This is a genomic window from Streptomyces sp. NPDC058051 (assembly GCF_042885475.1).
Classification (GTDB): domain Bacteria; phylum Actinomycetota; class Actinomycetes; order Streptomycetales; family Streptomycetaceae; genus Streptomyces.
Map to the genome: position 1 here is coordinate 228151 of NZ_JBHVRW010000011.1, position 16118 is coordinate 244268.

13 protein-coding genes are annotated in these 16118 nt (G+C 72.4%); 2 read left to right on the top strand and 11 right to left on the bottom strand.

Going from position 1 to position 16118, the window contains the following annotated elements:
- Window positions 1-114: 114 nt before the first annotated feature.
- A complete protein-coding gene (locus tag ACFVUT_RS19740; protein ID WP_389652757.1) occupies window positions 115-873 on the top strand; it encodes an SIS domain-containing protein in 759 nt (252 codons plus the stop codon).
- 72 nt (window positions 874-945) lie between these two features.
- On the opposite strand, the gene ACFVUT_RS19745 is transcribed toward ACFVUT_RS19740, so the two are convergent.
- Together ACFVUT_RS19745 and pdxH are read right to left on the bottom strand one after the other, a co-directional pair.
- Entirely contained in the window at window positions 946-2349 is a 1404-nt protein-coding gene (locus tag ACFVUT_RS19745; protein ID WP_389652760.1) for a PAS domain-containing protein, read from the bottom strand.
- 380 nt (window positions 2350-2729) lie between these two features.
- Window positions 2730-3356 (bottom strand): pyridoxamine 5'-phosphate oxidase, encoded by a 627-nt coding sequence (gene pdxH, locus ACFVUT_RS19750; RefSeq protein ID WP_389652972.1) that lies wholly within the window; start codon window positions 3354-3356, stop codon window positions 2730-2732.
- A 218-nt stretch (window positions 3357-3574) separates the two neighbouring features.
- On the opposite strand from pdxH, the gene ACFVUT_RS19755 reads away from it, so the two are divergent.
- Entirely contained in the window at window positions 3575-4684 is a 1110-nt protein-coding gene (locus ACFVUT_RS19755) for a citrate synthase 2 (RefSeq protein WP_389652764.1), read from the top strand.
- 106 nt (window positions 4685-4790) lie between these two features.
- Here ACFVUT_RS19755 and ACFVUT_RS19760 read toward each other — a convergent pair whose 3' ends face one another.
- From ACFVUT_RS19760 to ACFVUT_RS19800, 9 genes are all read right to left on the bottom strand, one after another.
- Entirely contained in the window at window positions 4791-5375 is a 585-nt protein-coding gene (locus tag ACFVUT_RS19760; protein WP_389652767.1) for a hypothetical protein, read from the bottom strand.
- A 13-nt stretch (window positions 5376-5388) separates the two neighbouring features.
- Window positions 5389-5982: a TetR/AcrR family transcriptional regulator gene (locus ACFVUT_RS19765; RefSeq protein ID WP_389652770.1), complete on the bottom strand. Its 594-nt coding sequence runs from the start codon at window positions 5980-5982 to the stop codon at window positions 5389-5391.
- Window positions 5970-6707 (bottom strand): enoyl-CoA hydratase family protein, encoded by a 738-nt coding sequence (locus ACFVUT_RS19770; protein ID WP_389652773.1) that lies wholly within the window; start codon window positions 6705-6707, stop codon window positions 5970-5972. Before ACFVUT_RS19770 ends, ACFVUT_RS19765 begins: the two co-directional genes overlap by 13 nt.
- A 183-nt stretch (window positions 6708-6890) precedes the next feature.
- Complete coding sequence (locus ACFVUT_RS19775) at window positions 6891-8516, bottom strand: AMP-binding protein (protein WP_389652776.1); 1626 nt, start codon at window positions 8514-8516, stop codon at window positions 6891-6893.
- Between the two features lie 150 nt (window positions 8517-8666).
- The gene (locus ACFVUT_RS19780) at window positions 8667-9827 is read right to left on the bottom strand and encodes an acyl-CoA dehydrogenase family protein (protein ID WP_389652779.1); all 1161 of its coding nucleotides are present in this window, start codon (window positions 9825-9827) and stop codon (window positions 8667-8669) included.
- A complete protein-coding gene (locus ACFVUT_RS19785; RefSeq protein ID WP_389652782.1) occupies window positions 9824-11773 on the bottom strand; it encodes an acetyl/propionyl/methylcrotonyl-CoA carboxylase subunit alpha in 1950 nt (649 codons plus the stop codon). The genes ACFVUT_RS19780 and ACFVUT_RS19785 overlap by 4 nt, the downstream gene beginning before the upstream one ends.
- A gap of 182 nt (window positions 11774-11955) precedes the next feature.
- Entirely contained in the window at window positions 11956-13563 is a 1608-nt protein-coding gene (locus ACFVUT_RS19790) for an acyl-CoA carboxylase subunit beta (RefSeq protein WP_389652785.1), read from the bottom strand.
- Complete coding sequence (locus tag ACFVUT_RS19795) at window positions 13560-15275, bottom strand: acyclic terpene utilization AtuA family protein (RefSeq protein ID WP_389652788.1); 1716 nt, start codon at window positions 15273-15275, stop codon at window positions 13560-13562. The genes ACFVUT_RS19790 and ACFVUT_RS19795 overlap by 4 nt, the downstream gene beginning before the upstream one ends.
- Window positions 15272-16087, bottom strand: coding sequence for a TIGR03084 family metal-binding protein (locus ACFVUT_RS19800; RefSeq protein ID WP_389652791.1), 816 nt, complete (start codon window positions 16085-16087; stop codon window positions 15272-15274). The genes ACFVUT_RS19795 and ACFVUT_RS19800 overlap by 4 nt, the downstream gene beginning before the upstream one ends.
- Window positions 16088-16118: the final 31 nt, after the last annotated feature.

The following is a 16118-nucleotide window of genomic DNA, read 5'->3' on the forward strand; positions in this document are numbered from 1 at the left end:
GCGCCGGCCGAACACCGTGCGGACAACGGCGGGGGTGGTATTGACAGGCCACTGGTCCAGACCGCAACGTGATCCGCGGCACGGACACCTCACCCGCCGGAAAGGGCCTCCTCAATGAGCGACAGCACGCTGGCCGGTCACTTCTTCGACGCAGCGATCAGCCTGCTGGAGCGCGTACGCGACGAGGAGTCCGGTGCCGTCGCGGCGGCCGGTGCGGCGATCGCCGACACGGTCGCCGCGGGCGGCAGGCTCTTCGCGTTCGGCGCCGGGCACTCCTCGCTCGCCGCGCAGGACGTCGTCTACCGGGCGGGCGGACTCGCCCTGATGAACCTCCTCGCCGTACCGGGCACGGTCGGCGTCGACGTCATGCCCGCGACGCTCGGTTCGGCGCTGGAGCGGGTCGACGGGCTCGCCGCCGCGGTGCTCGACTCCAGCCCCGCCGAGGCGGGCGACGTCCTCGTGATCATCTCGCTCTCCGGGCGCAACGCGCTCCCGGTGGAGATGGCGATGAACGCGCGGGCGCTCGGCCTGAAGGTCATCGGCGTCACCTCGGTGGCGTACGCGGACGGCACCCGGTCCCGGCACGGCTCGGGCGGCTTCCTGCGGGACCACTGCGACATCGTGCTCGACAGCAAGATCGCCATCGGCGACGCGGAGCTGACCGTCGACGGGATCGAGGCACCGTTCGCGCCCGCGTCGACGGTCGTCACCAGTGCGGTGATGCAGGCGATGATGGCCGCCGCGGCGGAGCAGCTCGTGGAGCGGGGGATCGAGCCGCCGCTGCTGCGGTCGGGGAACGTCGACGGCGGTCACGAATGGAACGGGCGCGTCATGACGGAGTACCGGGACCGGATCTTCTACCGCCAGGGGTGAGGGCGGGGGCCTCCGGACGCCGCCCCGCACCGGTGGCCCGCAGCCCGCACCCAGGACAGCGGCCTGCCGCTGTCACCTCGTCGTCGAAGTCGAAGTCGTCGTAGTCGCTGTCGTAGCAGTCGTCGCCAGCACCTGGGCCAGGTCCACCGCTGCCGCGACCCGGACCGCGACACTCTCCGCGTAGGCCGCGTCGGGGCGTTCGAAGGCGGCGCGGTGGGCGGCGCGCAGAAACGTCACCACACCCAGCGTGCGCCCCCTGCTCCGGAGCACCGCGCACAGCGCGTGCACCGAATCCGCCGGCCACTGCCGTTCGGCGGCCCACTCCCCGGCCCCGGGCCCCCCGCCCGCGCTGGCCCGTACCGAACCCGTACGGTCCACCGCCTGAAGGGCCGGGTGCCCCGCCGCGTACCGCAGCGGGATACCGCCGCCGGCCACCGGCAGACACGGGCCGGGCTCACCGGACGGGGTCGCCGCCACCCGCACCAGCCGCTCCCCCGCCACCAGGTCGACGAGCGCGTGGTCGGCGAAGCCCGCGAGGGCGTAGTCCAGATGGGACGTCGCCGCCTCCATCGGGTCCTCGCACTCGGAGGCCGACCGCGAGGCCCGGTGCAGTTGGTTCGAGCGGAACCGCACCCGGTCCGCCTCCTGCGCCGCCAGTTTCTCCGTCGTCACGTCCTGGAACAGCCAGCCGACCCCCAACGGAACCGGCTCCTGCGTCAGGGGCGACGCCAGTCGCACAAAGCCGCTGCGCCAGCAGCGCCGCCGGTCCCCCTCCGCCGACCGCAGCGTCACCCACAGCTCGGCGGGCGCCGGTGGCGCGCCCTCGGCGAGTACGTGCTGGAGCGCGCCCTCCAGGTCCTCGACGCCCTGCCTGATCAGCTCTCCCAGCGGACGGCCCAGCAGCGTCGTACGGCCGCCGCCCAGCGCCCGTGCCGCGTGCGCGTTGACGACCGCCGGCCGCAGATCCGCGTCGACCAGCACCACACCCCACGACGCGTCCTCGAACAGGGCCTCGCTCAGCGCGATCGACCGTTCCAGATCGATCTGCGCGTGCACCTCGCCGAACGCGCAGTACACCCCCGCCGGTTTCCCGTCCGCGCCCCGGACCCCCGCCGACTGCGTCCGTACGAGCACCCGTCCGCCGTCCTTGCGCAGCAGCGCGAACTCGTGGACCCGGCGGCCGGAGCCGTCCATGGCGGCCATCAGCCGCGCCTGCACGTCCTCCGCGTCCGCCCGCCGCACCGCCCATCCGGCGAGACCGGGGCGGCCCACGGCCTCCGCGGCGGACCAGCCGAGAACCCGCTCGGCCTCACGGTTCCAGTGGGTGACGGTGCCGTGCGCGTCGAACGCGCAGAGCGCCGCGTCCATCCCGTCGAGGAGCGCCGCGAGCAGTTCGGCCCCGGGCCCGGGCCCGGCCCCTGGGCGCTCGTCGGGCCCGAGCGCGTCGGTCGTTCCACTGCTTGTGGACGCACTCATCCCCGTACCCCCGCAGGACGTATTCGGCATCACCGCACGTCAGACCATTGAACTCGACCACGACCCGGCGCACACCGACTTCTCTGAAATAGGCCGCTCCATTAATTCCCTTGTGCGGTCCGGGAGGGGTTCCTAAGCTGCTGCCAGCGATGAAAGGAGGTGATCCGAAAAGTGCAGTCTTATCGGATTCGTGAGGTGGCTGCGGGCTGACAGCCCGTCGTCGCACCCCGTGCATCTCGGCAGGCTGTCTGCCGAAACCCAAGCAGTCACCGACCCGCAGGCTCGCCGGTAATCCGGCCGGCTCCTCCGCAAGGAGGGACCAGAGCCTGCGGGTTTCCGCTTGTCCCGGGCCGTTCACCGGAGCACAGGGCGTGGACCGTCTACGGGCACAGGCGCTCGACGCGCCAGCCCTCGGCCTCGCGCACGTACCGCAGCCGGTCGTGCAGCCGGTTCTCGTGGCCCTGCCAGAACTCGATCGTGTCGGGGACGACGCGGAAGCCGCCCCAGTGCGGGGGCACGGGGACGTGCTCGCCCTCGGGGTAGCGGGCCGCCAGGTCCTCGTAGCGTGCGATCAGCTCGTCCCGGGAGCCGATCACCGTCGACTGGGCGCTCGCCCAGGCACCCAGCTGGGAACCGTGCGGGCGGGTGCGGAAGTAGGCGACCGTCTCGTCGCGGCCGACGCGGGCCGCCGAGCCGGTGACGACGACCTGGCGGGCCATCGGGTGCCACGGGAAGAGCAGCGAGACGTACGGGTTGGCCGCCAGTTCGCGGCCCTTGCGGGACTCGTAGTTGGTGAAGAAGACGAAGCCGCGTTCGTCGTACTTCTTCAGCAGCACCGTGCGCGAGGACGGCCGGCCCTCGGGCGTCGCCGTGGACACCACCATGGCGTTCGGCTCGTGGAGCAGCCCGCCCACGGCGACCTGCCGGAACCAGTGGGCGAACTGCTGCATCGGGTCGGCGGCCAGCGTGTCCTCGGTGAAGCGCTCGGAGCGGTACTGCTCGCGCATCGCGGCCGGATCGGTGATGGAATCGGAGGGCGAGTCTGCGGTGGGCACGGGGTCATCCTGCCGCAGAGGCCGACTCCGCCCGACAAGGAGGGTTCGATCCGTCTCCGGTGAAGAGGGAAGTTGTGCCGGATGTCACGCTTCCCCGCGTCGTGGGAACCCGCCAATATTTGGGGCAGGCCACTGTGGCCTGTGTACAGCCGTCCACCGAGGGAGCCGCCATGTCCGACTTCGTACCGGGACTAGAGGGAGTCGTCGCGTTCGAGACGGAGATCGCCGAACCGGACAAGGAAGGCGGTTCGCTCCGTTACCGCGGTGTCGACATCGAGGACCTCGTCGGCCAGGTGTCGTTCGGGAACGTCTGGGGTCTGCTGGTCGACGGGGCGTTCAACCCGGGTCTGCCGCCCGCCGAGCCGTTCCCGATCCCGGTGCACTCCGGGGACATCCGCGTCGACGTGCAGTCGGCGCTGGCGATGCTCGCCCCGGTGTGGGGTCTGAAGCCGCTGCTCGACATCGACGAGGAGACGGCCCGCAACGATCTGGCGCGGGCCGCCGTGATGGCGCTGTCGTACGTCGCCCAGTCGGCGCGCGGGCAGGGGCTGCCGATGGTTCCGCAGAGCGAGATCGACAAGGCGCAGTCCGTGGTGGAGCGGTTCATGATCCGCTGGCGCGGTGAGCCGGACCCCAAGCACGTCAAGGCCGTCGACGCGTACTGGACGTCGGCCGCCGAGCACGGCATGAACGCGTCCACGTTCACCGCCCGCGTCATCGCGTCGACCGGCGCCGACGTGGCCGCGGCGCTGTCGGGTGCGGTGGGTGCGATGTCGGGGCCGCTGCACGGTGGTGCGCCGTCCCGGGTCCTCGGCATGATCGAGGAGATCGAGCGGACCGGGGACGCGACCGCGTACGTGAAGAGGGCCCTGGACAAGGGTGAGCGGCTGATGGGCTTCGGACACCGGGTCTACCGGGCGGAGGACCCTCGGGCGCGCGTGCTGCGGCGGACGGCCGAGGAACTGGGCGCACCGCGCTTCGAGGTGGCGCGGGCGCTGGAGAAGGCCGCGCTGGAGGAGTTGCACGCGCGGCGCCCGGACCGGGTGCTGGCGACGAACGTGGAGTTCTGGGCGGCCATCATGCTGGACTTCGCGGAGGTTCCGGCCCACATGTTCACGTCGATGTTCACGTGCGCGCGTACGGCGGGCTGGTCGGCGCACATTCTGGAGCAGAAGCGGACGGGTCGGCTGGTGCGTCCTTCGGCGAAGTACGTCGGGCCGGGGGCGCGCGATCCCCGCGAGATCGAGGGGTACGAGCAGATCACGGATCTGGGGAACTGACGGTCCTGGCCCTGGTCCCGGTCCCGGTACCGGCCCTGGTCCCGGTACCGCGCGAGCCGGTGTGATGCGGCGCGACGCGATCCGGCGCGGCGCGATGCCGCGTGCGCTACAGCTTGCCGCGGAGCGTGACGGTGCGGTGTCCGCCGAGGCGGCGCCGCACCTCCTGTTCGAAGCCGTGGGTCAGCTCCGCCCAGTTCCAGAAGGTGAGGCCGAGCAGCCCGCAGGCGTAGTAGTCGTCCTCCCAGCTCCAGCGGTCGATGCCGGAGGGCCGGCGGCAGGAGGGGCACTCCACCGTGCCGTCACCGCCGTTCGCCCAGGCGTCGAACCGGCCCTCGAACGGCTGCCATGCCTCGTCGACGGGACACCAGGTGTCGTCGACGAGGCGGACCTCGGTGGTGCAGAGCGGGCAGGTGGCGGCTCCCGCGTCGCCCTGGCCGCTGTCGAAGACGGTGCGCCCGGTCGCGATGTGGAGACCGTTGGTCCACAGGTCGACCGGTTCCGGGTCGTCGACGGCCTTGGCGTAGTTCGGACCCGGCGGGTTGCCGTAGCCGTCTCCGCCGAGGACGCAGTCGGTGCGTTCGGCGTCGACGAATCCGTCGGCGATCAGCCAGTCGAGAAGCCCGGCGCCGAGTGGAGCGGCGTCCCGCTCGGTGGCGTCGAGGTCGACGATCGTCTGGAAGTAGTCGCCCACAGGTCCCCCGCGGTCAGTCGAGTGCGTCGTCGAGCAGTGCCGCCCACTGTGCCACGACCCTGCGGCGCCGGGTGGTGTCGTCGGTGAGCAGGTTGGCCAGGCCCAGGCCGCGGGCCATGTCGAGGAGGCCCTGGACGGTTTCGCGTACGCCGGGCCTGGATTCGTCGGCGGCGAGGAGTCCGACGGCGATGCGGTGGGTCTCGCGGCCGACGCGGGCTTCGAGTTCGGTGACGCGCGGGCGGAGTTGTTCCTCGTTGGACGCGGCCACCCAGAGCTGGAGCGCGGCCCGGAAGAGCGGGCCCGTGTACAGGTCGACGAGGGCGCCGACGACTGCCGTCCGGCTCTGGACGGGCAGGGCGCGCAGGGCGGCGGAGCGTTCCTCGGCGACGTACTCGACGGCGGCGGTGAACAGGTCCTCGCGGGTCGGGAAGTGGTGCTGGGCGGCGCCGCGCGAGACACCCGCGCGTTCGGCGACGACGGAGACGGTCGAGCCGGCCCAGCCGTGCTCGGCGAGGCAGGCGACCGCGGCTTCGAGGAGTCGCCGGCGGGTGGCGCGGCTGCGGTCCTGCTTGGGGGTCCTGTCGGTGGAGGGCGTCACAGCACCCATGCGGGATCCCGTCGTTCGAGGAAGGCCGTCATCCCCTCCCGTGCCTCGGCGGAGGCGAAGAGTGCTGCCGAGCGGGCGATGAGGTCTTCGGCGTCCTGGTCGAAACTCTCCAGCACAGTAGCCGTGACCAGCTCCTTCGAAGCCGTCAGCCCCTGGGGCGACGCCTTGCGCAGTCCGTCCAGTACGGGTTCGAGTGCCTTGTCCACGTTCTCGGCGGCGATCGTGATCAGGCCGATGCGGGCCGCCTCGGTCGCGTCGAAGCGTTCGCCGGTGAGGTAGTAGCGGGCGGCGGCGCGCGGGTCGGTGCGGGGCAGCAGGGGCATGGAGATGACGGCGGGGGCGAGGCCGAGCCGGGATTCGGTGAGGGCGAACGAGGCGTCGGGGCCGGCGGCGGAGATGTCGCAGGCGCTGAGAAGCCCGAGGCCGCCCGCCCGGACGTGTCCTGTGACGCGGGCGACGACGGGCTTGGGCAGGGCGACGATCTGCCGCAGCAGGGCGACGAAGGCCGCCGGGTCGGGCGGTCCGGTCAGGTCGGCGCCCGCGCAGAAGGTGGTGCCGGTGTGGGTGAGGACGACGGCGCGGACGGTGTCGTCGGCCGCGCACGCGTCCAGGGCGGTGGAGAGCGCGCCGACCAGCCGCGCGGAGAGTGCGTTGCGGCCGGCCGGTGAGTCGAGGGCGAGGGTGGTGATGCCCCGGTCGTGGGTGGGGGCGGCGAGCGGTGTCATGGGTCCGTCTCCTTCTCGCGGGGCCTGTCGGGCGGCCTTCAACCGGTCGTCGTGCTCGTCTTGCTGCGGGCCTCTCGGCCGGAGCGGTTCCCGGCAGCCGTCCCGCGACCTGCGGGCCTCGCAGCCGGAGCGTTTCCCAGCGGTCGTCCCCCGGTCCTTCAGCCGGTCCGGCCCGCAGGCCCCTCAGCCGGTCGTCCTGCGGGCCGGCTCGCTGTCGCGCAGTTCGCGCAGTTCGCGCAGTTCGCGCCGGAGGATCTTGCCCGAGGTCGCGCGGGGTACCGTCGCGATGAATTCGACCTGCCGGACCTTCTTGTACGGCGCGACGCGCTCGGCGACGTACGCCATGACGTCCTGAGCCGTGAGGTCCTCGCCCGCCGCGGAGGGCCGGCGGACCAGATACGCCTTGGGGACCTCGTTGCCGTCGGCGTCGTACACCCCGATGACGGCGGCGTCCTCGATCGCCTCATGACCGAGCAGCAGCGCTTCGAGTTCGGCGGGGGCGACCTGGTAACCCTTGTACTTGATCAGTTCCTTCACCCGGTCGACGACGAACAGCCAGCCGTCGGCGTCGACGTGTCCGACGTCGCCGGTGTGCAGCCAGCCGTCGGCGTCGATCATGGCGGCGGTGGCGTCCGGGCGGCCCAGATAACCCTTCATCACCTGTGGTCCACGGATCAGGATCTCGCCGTCGGCACCGGCCGGGGCGTCCGCGGCGGCGTCGTCGAGGGAGACGATCCGCATCTCGGTACTGGGCAGGAGTCTGCCGACGGCGCCGGGCGGCGGGTTCTCGGCGGTGAGCGGAACGACATGGGTGCCGGGCGAGAGTTCCGTCATGCCGTACGCCTGACGCACGGGCGGCAGGCCCAGGCGCCGCGAACAGGCCGTGGCGAGCTCCGCGTCGAGCGGTGCGGCGGCGCTGACGACGTACTCCAGCGAGGACAGGTCGTACCGGTCGACCGAGGGGTGCTTCGCCAGGGCGAGGACGATCGGCGGGGCCACGTACAGGCCGGTGATCCGGTGCTTCTCTATCGCGGCGAGGAACTGGTCGAGGTCGAAGCGCGGCAGTACGACGACGGTGGCGCCCGTCCGCAGCGGGGCGTTCATCAGGGCTGTCAGCCCGTAGATGTGGAAGAAGGGAAGGACCGCGAGGATGCTTTTCCCGGGGCCCGTGGGGATGAAGGGGCGCAGTTGCTCCAGATTGGTGGCCATGGAGCGGTGGGTGAGCATGACGCCCTTGGGGGTTCCGGTGGTGCCGGAGGAGTACGGGAGGGCGGCGATGTCCTCGGCCGGGTCGATGGCGACGCGGGGTTCGGGGGCGGTCGTGGCGAGCATGTCGAGTACGGAGGTGTGTCCGTCGGCCTGGTCGCAGACGAATATCTCCTCGATGCCGGAGGCGAGTTCGGCAGCGCGGCCGGCCGTTTCGAGGAGCGGGGAGACGGTGACGATCCAGCGGGCGGAGGAGTCGCGGAGTTGTTTGGCGAACTCCTCGGCCGTGGCCAGCGGGTGGACGGTGGTGACGGTGGCGCCGGCCCGGGCCGCTCCGAAGAAGACCGCCGGGTAGGCGATGGTGTTGGGGCTGTGCAGGGCGAGGACGTCGCCCTTGCGGACTCCGGCGGCGGCGAGCGCCGCGGCGATCTTCCGGTGGAAGGCGTCGAGTTGCCGGTAGGTGAGGGTGGAGCTGTCGTTCGTGCCGTCGATCAGGGCGACCGTGTCGCCGAACGCGGTGGTGGCCTCTCCGAGGACCGCTTCATGAATGGGTACGTCGAGCGCCTGGACGGCCGGATGGTCGCTGTGGAACACGTGCACCATGGCGGTAGGTCCCTTCGAGACGGCAGGAACGGCGGTGACGGGCTGTGGCGGAGAAAGCAGGCGCTCCGCGGCGATGACGGGCGGTCGCGGCGGGTGGGGACGGGGGCAGGAGCAGGAGCAGGAGCAGGAGCAGGGGCAGCGTGACCCGTGTCAGTACGACTTGGGGAGACCCAGGGACTGGTGGGACACGTAGTTCAGGATCATTTCCCTGCTGACGGGAGCGATCCGGGCGACGCGGGCCGCCGTGATCAGGGACGCGAGACCGTATTCGCGGGTGAGGCCGTTGCCGCCGAGGGTGTGCACGGCCTGGTCGACGGCTTTGACGCAGGCCTCGCCCGCCGCGTATTTCGCCATGTTGGCGGCCTCGCCCGCACCGATGTCGTCGCCGTCGTCGTAGAGGCGGGCGGCCTTCTGCATCATCAGCCGGGCCAGTTCCAGTTCTATGTGGGCCTGGGCGAGCGGGTGCGCGATGGCCTGGTGGGAGCCGATGGGTTCCTTCCACACCTGCCGGGTCCTGGCGTACTCGACGGCGCGGCCGAGTGCGTAGCGGCCCATGCCGATGCCGAACGCGGCGGTCATGATGCGTTCGGGATTGAGTCCGGCGAAGAGCTGGAGCAGCCCGGCGTCCTCATCGCCGACGAGGGCGTCGGCAGGCAGTCGTACGTCGTCGAGCACCAGCTCGAACTGCTTCTCCGGGGCGTGGAGTTCCATGTCGATCGGTGTGCGGCCGAAGCCGGGGGCGTCGCGCGGGACGATGAAGAGGCAGGGCTTGAGCCTGCCGGACCTGGCGTCCTCGGTACGGCCGACGATGAGGGTGGCGTCGGCGATGTCGACTCCGGAGACGAAGACCTTGCGTCCGGTGAGCAGCCACGCGTCGCCGTCCTTGCGGGCGGTGGTGGTGATGCGGTGGGAGTTGGAGCCGGCGTCCGGTTCCGTGATGCCGAAGGCCATGGTGAGGCTGCCGTCGGCGAGGCCGGGAAGCCACTGCCGCTTCTGGGACTCGGTGCCGAAGCGGGCGATGACGGTGCCGCAGATGGCCGGGGAGACGACCATCATGAGCAGCGGACTGCCCGCGGCGCCCAGCTCTTCGAGCACGATGGAGAGTTCCGCCATCCCGCTGCCTCCGCCGCCGTACTCCTCGGGGAGGTTCACGCCGAGGTAGCCGAGCTTCGCGGCTTCGGTCCACAGTTCGCGCGGGTGGGCTCCTTCGCGCACGACGGACGTCATGTAGTCCCGCCCGTAACGCTTCCCGAGGGCGGCGACGGCTGCGCGCAGGGCCTGGTGCTCTTCGGTTTCGAGGACGGTGCTCATGGCTTCGGTTCCTCCTGTGCGTCGTGCACGACGGCGAGCAGGGCACCGACCTCCACCTGGAGGCCGGGTGCGGCATGCAGTGCGGTGAGGGTGCCGGAGGCCGGGGCGAGGATGCGGTGTTCCATCTTCATCGCCTCCAGCCAGATCAGCGGCTGCCCTGCCTCGACCGCCGCCCCGGCGCCGAGACCGTCGGCGACGCGGACGACGGTGCCGGGCATGGGGGCGAGCAGCGAGCCGGGTTCGGTGCGGTCGGCGGGGTCGGTGAAGCGGGGCAGGGCGGTGAAGGTGTGCGAGCCGGTGGCGGTGTCCACGTACGCCGTGTCCCGGTGCAGGGTGACGGCGAAGTGGCGGGTGACGGAGCCGACTTCGAGGGTGACGCGGTCGGGGCGGGCGATGAGGACGCGCTCCCCGGTTTCGGGGACGGGGCCGGTGCGCGTGGTGCGGTACGCGGCCTGGTGTTCGGCGCCGTCGGGTTCGGCGCGGTAGCGCTTGACCTGGGGTTGCGAGGAGATGTTCCGCCAGGCGCCGAAGCGGGTGGGGCCCGGTCCGGGTCCGTGCCGGCGGGCGGCGGCGTCGGCGAGAGCGGCGGCCAGGGCGGCGAGGTGGCGCTCCGCGGCGTCCGGTGCGCGGGTGAGGTCGTCCACGTGGCGGTCGTAGAAGCCCGTGTCGAGGCGGGCGGCGCGGAAGTCGGGGTGGCGCAGGGACCGTACGAGCAGGTCGCGGTTGGTGACTGGGCCGTGGATGCGGGTGCGTTCCAGGGCGCGGGCGAGGAGGCGTACGGCTTCGGTGCGGGTGGGTGCGTGGGCGATGACCTTGGCGAGCATCGGGTCGTAGTGCACGCCGATGGTGTCGCCGCCGGTGTATCCGGTGTCGAGCCGCAGACCGGATTCGACCGGCACCTCCAGTGTGAGCAGTGCTCCGGTCTGCGGCTGCCAGTCGCGGGCGGGGTCCTCGGCGTAGAGCCGGGCCTCGACCGCGTGGCCGTGCGGCTCGGGGGGTGCGGCGGTGGGCAGCGGTTCGCCTTCCGCGACGCGCAGTTGCAGGGCGACGAGGTCGAGCCCGAAGACCGCTTCGGTGACGGGGTGTTCGACCTGGAGGCGGGTGTTCATCTCCAGGAAGTACGGTCGCCCGTCGGCGGTGACGAGGAATTCGACGGTGCCCGCGCCCCGGTAGCCGACGGCACGGGCGGCGGCGACGGCGGACTCGTGCAGCCGGGTCCGCAGCGCGTCGTCGAGGCCGGGCGCGGGGGCCTCCTCGACGACCTTCTGGTGGCGTCGCTGGAGCGAGCAGTCCCGGGTGCCGAGCGCCCAGACCCCGCCGTGCTCGTCGGCCATGACCTGGACCTCGACGTGCCGGCCGCGTTCCACGTACGGCTCCGCGAAGACCTCACCGTCCCCGAACGCCCCGGCGGCCTCGGCGGCGGCGGCCGTCAGCTCAGCGGGGAGATCGGCCAGTTCGCGGACGATCCGCATGCCGCGCCCGCCCCCGCCCGCCGCCGCTTTCAGCAGCAGCGGCAGGTCCTCGGCACCGGCCTTCTCCGTGTCGACGGGTGCGAGCAGCGGCACTCCGGCGGCGGCCATCAGCTCCTTCGCGCGGGTCTTGGACGCCATCAGCGCGATGGCCTCGGCCGGTGGCCCCACCCACACGAGGCCGGCGTCCCGCACGGCCCGGGCGAATCCGGCGTTCTCGGAGAGGAAGCCGTACCCGGGGTGGACGGCGTCGGCGCCGGCCGCGAGCGCGGCAGCGACGACGAGGTCGCCGCGCAGATAGGTGGCGGACGGAGCGGCGCCCGGCAGCCGTACGGCGGTGTCGGCTTCCCGTACGTGGAGCGCGTCGGCATCCGCGTCGGAGTACACGGCGACGGTGGCGATGCCCAGCGCGCGGCAGGTACGGAAGATCCGGCAGGCGATCTCGCCCCGGTTGGCGACGAGCAGTGTGGAGATCATTTCCGGCCCCCCGGTCGTCCGAGCCGTTCCGGCCGCCTCGTAAGCCGTCCCGGCAGTCCCGGCAGTCCCGGTCGTCCCGGTGGCCCCGGTGGCCCCGGTGGCCCCGGTGGCCCCGACAGTCCCGGTCGTCTGCGTCGTCTGCGTCGTCTGCGTCGTCTGCGTCGTCCTGGTCATTCCTGGCCTCACATCCGGAAGACGCCGAAGCCGCCGCGCGCGCCTTCGACGGGGGCGGTGTGGATCGCGGACAGGCACATCCCGAGCACGGTCCTGGTGTCGCGCGGGTCGATGACCCCGTCGTCGTACAGCCGCCCGGACAGGAACATGGGCAGCGACTCGGACTCGATCTGCTGCTCGACCATGGCGCGCAGCCCGGCGTCGGCCTCGTCGTCGTAGGGGCGGCCCTTCGCGGCGGCGGAGGCGCGGGCGACGATGGACAGCACCCCGGCCAGTTGCTGCGGCCCCATCACGGCGGACTTGCTGCTCGGCCAGGTGAAGAGGAAGCGGGGGTCGTAGGCGCGCCCGCACATGCCGTAGTGGCCGGCCCCGTAGGAGGCTCCCATGAGTACGGACAGGTGCGGGACCTTGGAGTTTGCCACCGCGTTGATCATCATCGCGCCGTGTTTGACGATGCCGCCCTGTTCGTACTCCTTGCCGACCATGTAGCCGGTGGTGTTGTGCAGGAAGAGCAGCGGGATGTCGCGCTGGTTGGCGAGCTGGATGAACTGGGCGGCCTTCTGCGACTCCTCGCTGAACAGCACCCCCTGCGCGTTGGCGAGGACGCCGACCGGGTAGCCGTGGAGGGTGGCCCACCCGGTGACCAGGCTGGTCCCGTACAGCGGCTTGAACGCGTCGAAGTCGGAGCCGTCGACGAGGCGGGCGATGACCTCGCGCGGGTCGAAGGGCGCCTTCAGGTCGCCGGGCACGATGCCGATCAGCTCGTCCTCGTCGTACTTCGGCGGCTCGGCCGGGCCCGGATCGGCGTGGGCCTTGCGCCAGTTGAGGCGGGCGACGATGCGGCGGGCCTGGCGCAGCGCGTCCTGCTCGTCGACGGCGAAGTGGTCGGCGAGGCCGGAGGTGCGGGCGTGCATCTCGGCGCCGCCGAGTGATTCGTCGTCGCTCTCCTCGCCGGTCGCCATCTTCACCAGGGGCGGTCCGCCGAGGAACACCTTGGACCGTTCCTTGATCATGACGGTGTGGTCGGACATGCCGGGCACGTAGGCCCCGCCGGCCGTCGAGTTCCCGAAGACGACCGCCACGGTCGGGATGCCGGCCGCCGACAGCCGGGTGAGGTCGCGGAAGAGCGCCCCTCCCGGGATGAAGATCTCCTTCTGCGACGGAAGGTCGGCACCTCCCGACTCGACGAGGCTGATGCAGGGCAGCCGGTTGGCGAACGCGATCTCGTTCGCGCGCAGGGCCTTCCTCAGGGTCCAGGGGTTGGAGGCGCCGCCGCGCACGGTCGGGTCATTGGCGGTGATGAGGCATTCCACGCCCGACACCACCCCGATTCCGGTGACGAGCGAGGCGCCGACCGTGTACGCGGGGGCCTCGCTGCCCCAGGCGGCGAGCGGCGACAGTTCCAGGAACGGGGTGTCCTCGTCGACCAGCAGCTCGATCCGCTCGCGGGCCAGGAGTTTGCCGCGTGAACGGTGCCGCTCGGTGTACTTCTCGCCGCCGCCCGCCTGTGCCTTGCTGTGCTCACCGGCCAGTTCGTCGAGTTTCGTGAGCATGGCCGCGCGGTTCGCGGCGTATTCGGGGCTCGCGGTGTCGAGCGCGGTGGGCAGGACGCTCATGCGTTCACCTCCGGTGCGTGGACGGCTTCCAGCAGCGTCACGGGGATGGGGAGGCACCGGGAGCGCAGCCACTCCCCGACCGCCTTGGCCTGCGGATCGAACCGGTGCTGGGCGGCGGCCCCCTCGCCGAGCAGCCCGTGGACGACGAAGTTCAGGGCGCGGAGGTTCGGCAGGACATGGCGTACGACGGTGAGGCCGGCGGTCTCCGGCAGCAGGTCCCGCAGCCGTTCGACGGTCAGCTCGTGGGCCAGCCACCGCCAGGCGTCGTCGCTGACGGCCCACACCCCCACGTTGGCGTCGCCGCCCTTGTCGCCGCTGCGGGCGCCCGCGATCCGGCCGAGCGGGGCGGTACGGGCGGGGGTGCCGGACGGCAGGGGTTTCGGCAGGGGTGGTTCCGCGACGTCCCGGAGGGGCCGCGTCCGTACGGGAGGGCGCCGGCTCTCCCGGCGCCCGTCCGGGAGGACGGCGACATGCGGGACCTCGCCGGCCGGTACGGAGGTCGCCTCGAACACCCCGTACGGTGCGCCCTTTCCGGGCGGGGCCGTGACGTGGAAGCCCGGGTAGCTGCCGAGGGCCAGCTCGATCGCGGCGCCGGAGACGGCGCGCCCGACGGCCTCCGGATCCGGGTCGCGGACGACGAGCCGGAGCAGGGCGCTGGCGCTCTCCTCGGTACCGGCGTCGGCCCGGTCGGTCCGGGCCAGCTCCCACCGCACGTCGCCGGGCCGGGTGCCGGACCGGTCGAACGCCTGGGCGACCTGGTCCTGGACGAGCTGCGCCTTGGCCTCGACATCGAGGCCGGTGAGCACGAAGACGACCTCGTTGCGCCAGCCGCCGACCCGGTTGAGGCCGACTTTGAGGGTGGGCGGCGGGGCCTCGCCGCGCACGCCGGTGATCCGTACCCGGTCGGGGCCTTCCTGGGTCAGCCGTACGGTGTCGAGCCGCGCGGTGACGTCCGGCCCGGCGTACCGGGCGCCGCCGGTCTCGTACAGCAGTTGGGCGGTGACGGTGCCGACGTCGACGACGCCGCCCGTGCCGTCGTGCTTGGTGATGACGGACGACCCGTCGGCGTGGATCTCGGCGAGGGGGAAGCCGGGCCGCCGCAGGTCGTGGTCCCGGAAGAACGCGTAGTTCCCCCCGGTGGCCTGGGTTCCGCACTCCAGCACGTGTCCGGCGACGACGGCCCCGGCGAGGGCGTCGTGGTCGTCGGGCCCCCAGCCGAAGCGGGCGGCGGCGGGCCCGGTGACGAGGGCGGCGTCGGTGACCCGTCCGGTGACCACGACATCGGCCCCGGCGGTCAGGCAGGCGCTGATCCCGGCACCCCCGAGGTAGGCGTTGGCGGTGAGAAAGCCTTCGGGTACGGGGAGGCTGTCGCCCTCCACATGGGCGACGCGCACGGGCACGCCCACCTTCTGCGCCAACTCCCGCACGGCGTCGGCCAGCCCGGCCGGATTGAGCCCTCCGGCATTGGTGACGATCTTCACTCCGCGCTCGTGGGCGAGCCCGAGGCCCTCTTCGAGCTGGCGCAGAAAGGTGGTGGCGTATCCGCGTGCGGGGTCCTTGAGGCGGCTCCGGCCGAGGATGAGCATGGTCAGCTCGGCGAGGTAGTCACCGGTGAGGACGTCGAGGGGGCCGTGGGTGAGCATCTCGCGCAGGGCGTCGAAGCGGTCGCCGTAGAACCCGGAGGCGTTGCCGATCCGCAGCGGCGTCGTCATATGCCTCCTCCCCTGGGTGCGCGGCCCGTTCCCCGGGGTGCGCGGCCCGCTCCGGCGGGCCCGGCGAACGCCTGCGCGATGTCGAGCCACTGGTCGGCGTCGGGGCCGACCGCCCGGACGGCGAGGTCGTCGCGGTGGGCGCGCTGGGTGACGAGGAGGCAGAAGTCGGTCAGCGGTCCGGTGACGCGCTGCGGCGCGTCCTGTGGCCCGAACGCGATCAGCTCACCGTCCGGTGCGCGGAGTTCGACCCGGAACTCTTCCCCGGGCGCCTTGATGCCCCGCACCAGGTAGGCGTAGTCCCTGGCCCGCACCCCGATCCGGGCGACGTGCCGCAGCCGGCGGGTGGGGGTCCTGGCGACCCTGAGGGCGTCGGCGACGTCCTGACCGTGCGCCCAGGTCTCCATGATCCGGGCGGTCGCCATCGAGGCGACGCTCATCGGCGGTCCGTACCAGGGGAGACGGGCACCGGCCGGAGCGTCCCGCAACGCCGCTTCCAGCCGCGCCCGGCCGTCCCGCCACCGGGCGAGCAGCACGTCCGGGGCGAGCACGGCCAGCTCCTCGGCGCCCCGGTCGACGAAGGTGTCGGGCGCCTCCATGGCCCTGGCCACCTCTCCGGCGAACGCGTCGGCGTCGGTCGCGGCGAGCAGCGCGACCGCGTCGGTCCAGGTGAGGTGGGCGATCTGGTGCGCGATGCTCCAGCCGGGCGCGGGGGTCGCGGCGGCCCACTGTCCGGCGCTCAACTCCCCCACCAGTGCGTCGAGTTCGCTGCTCTCCTCGCGCAAGTCGTCGATCACGGCTGCGACATCGGGCACGGTGCGCTCCCCTCGGGGCAAGGCGGTGTGC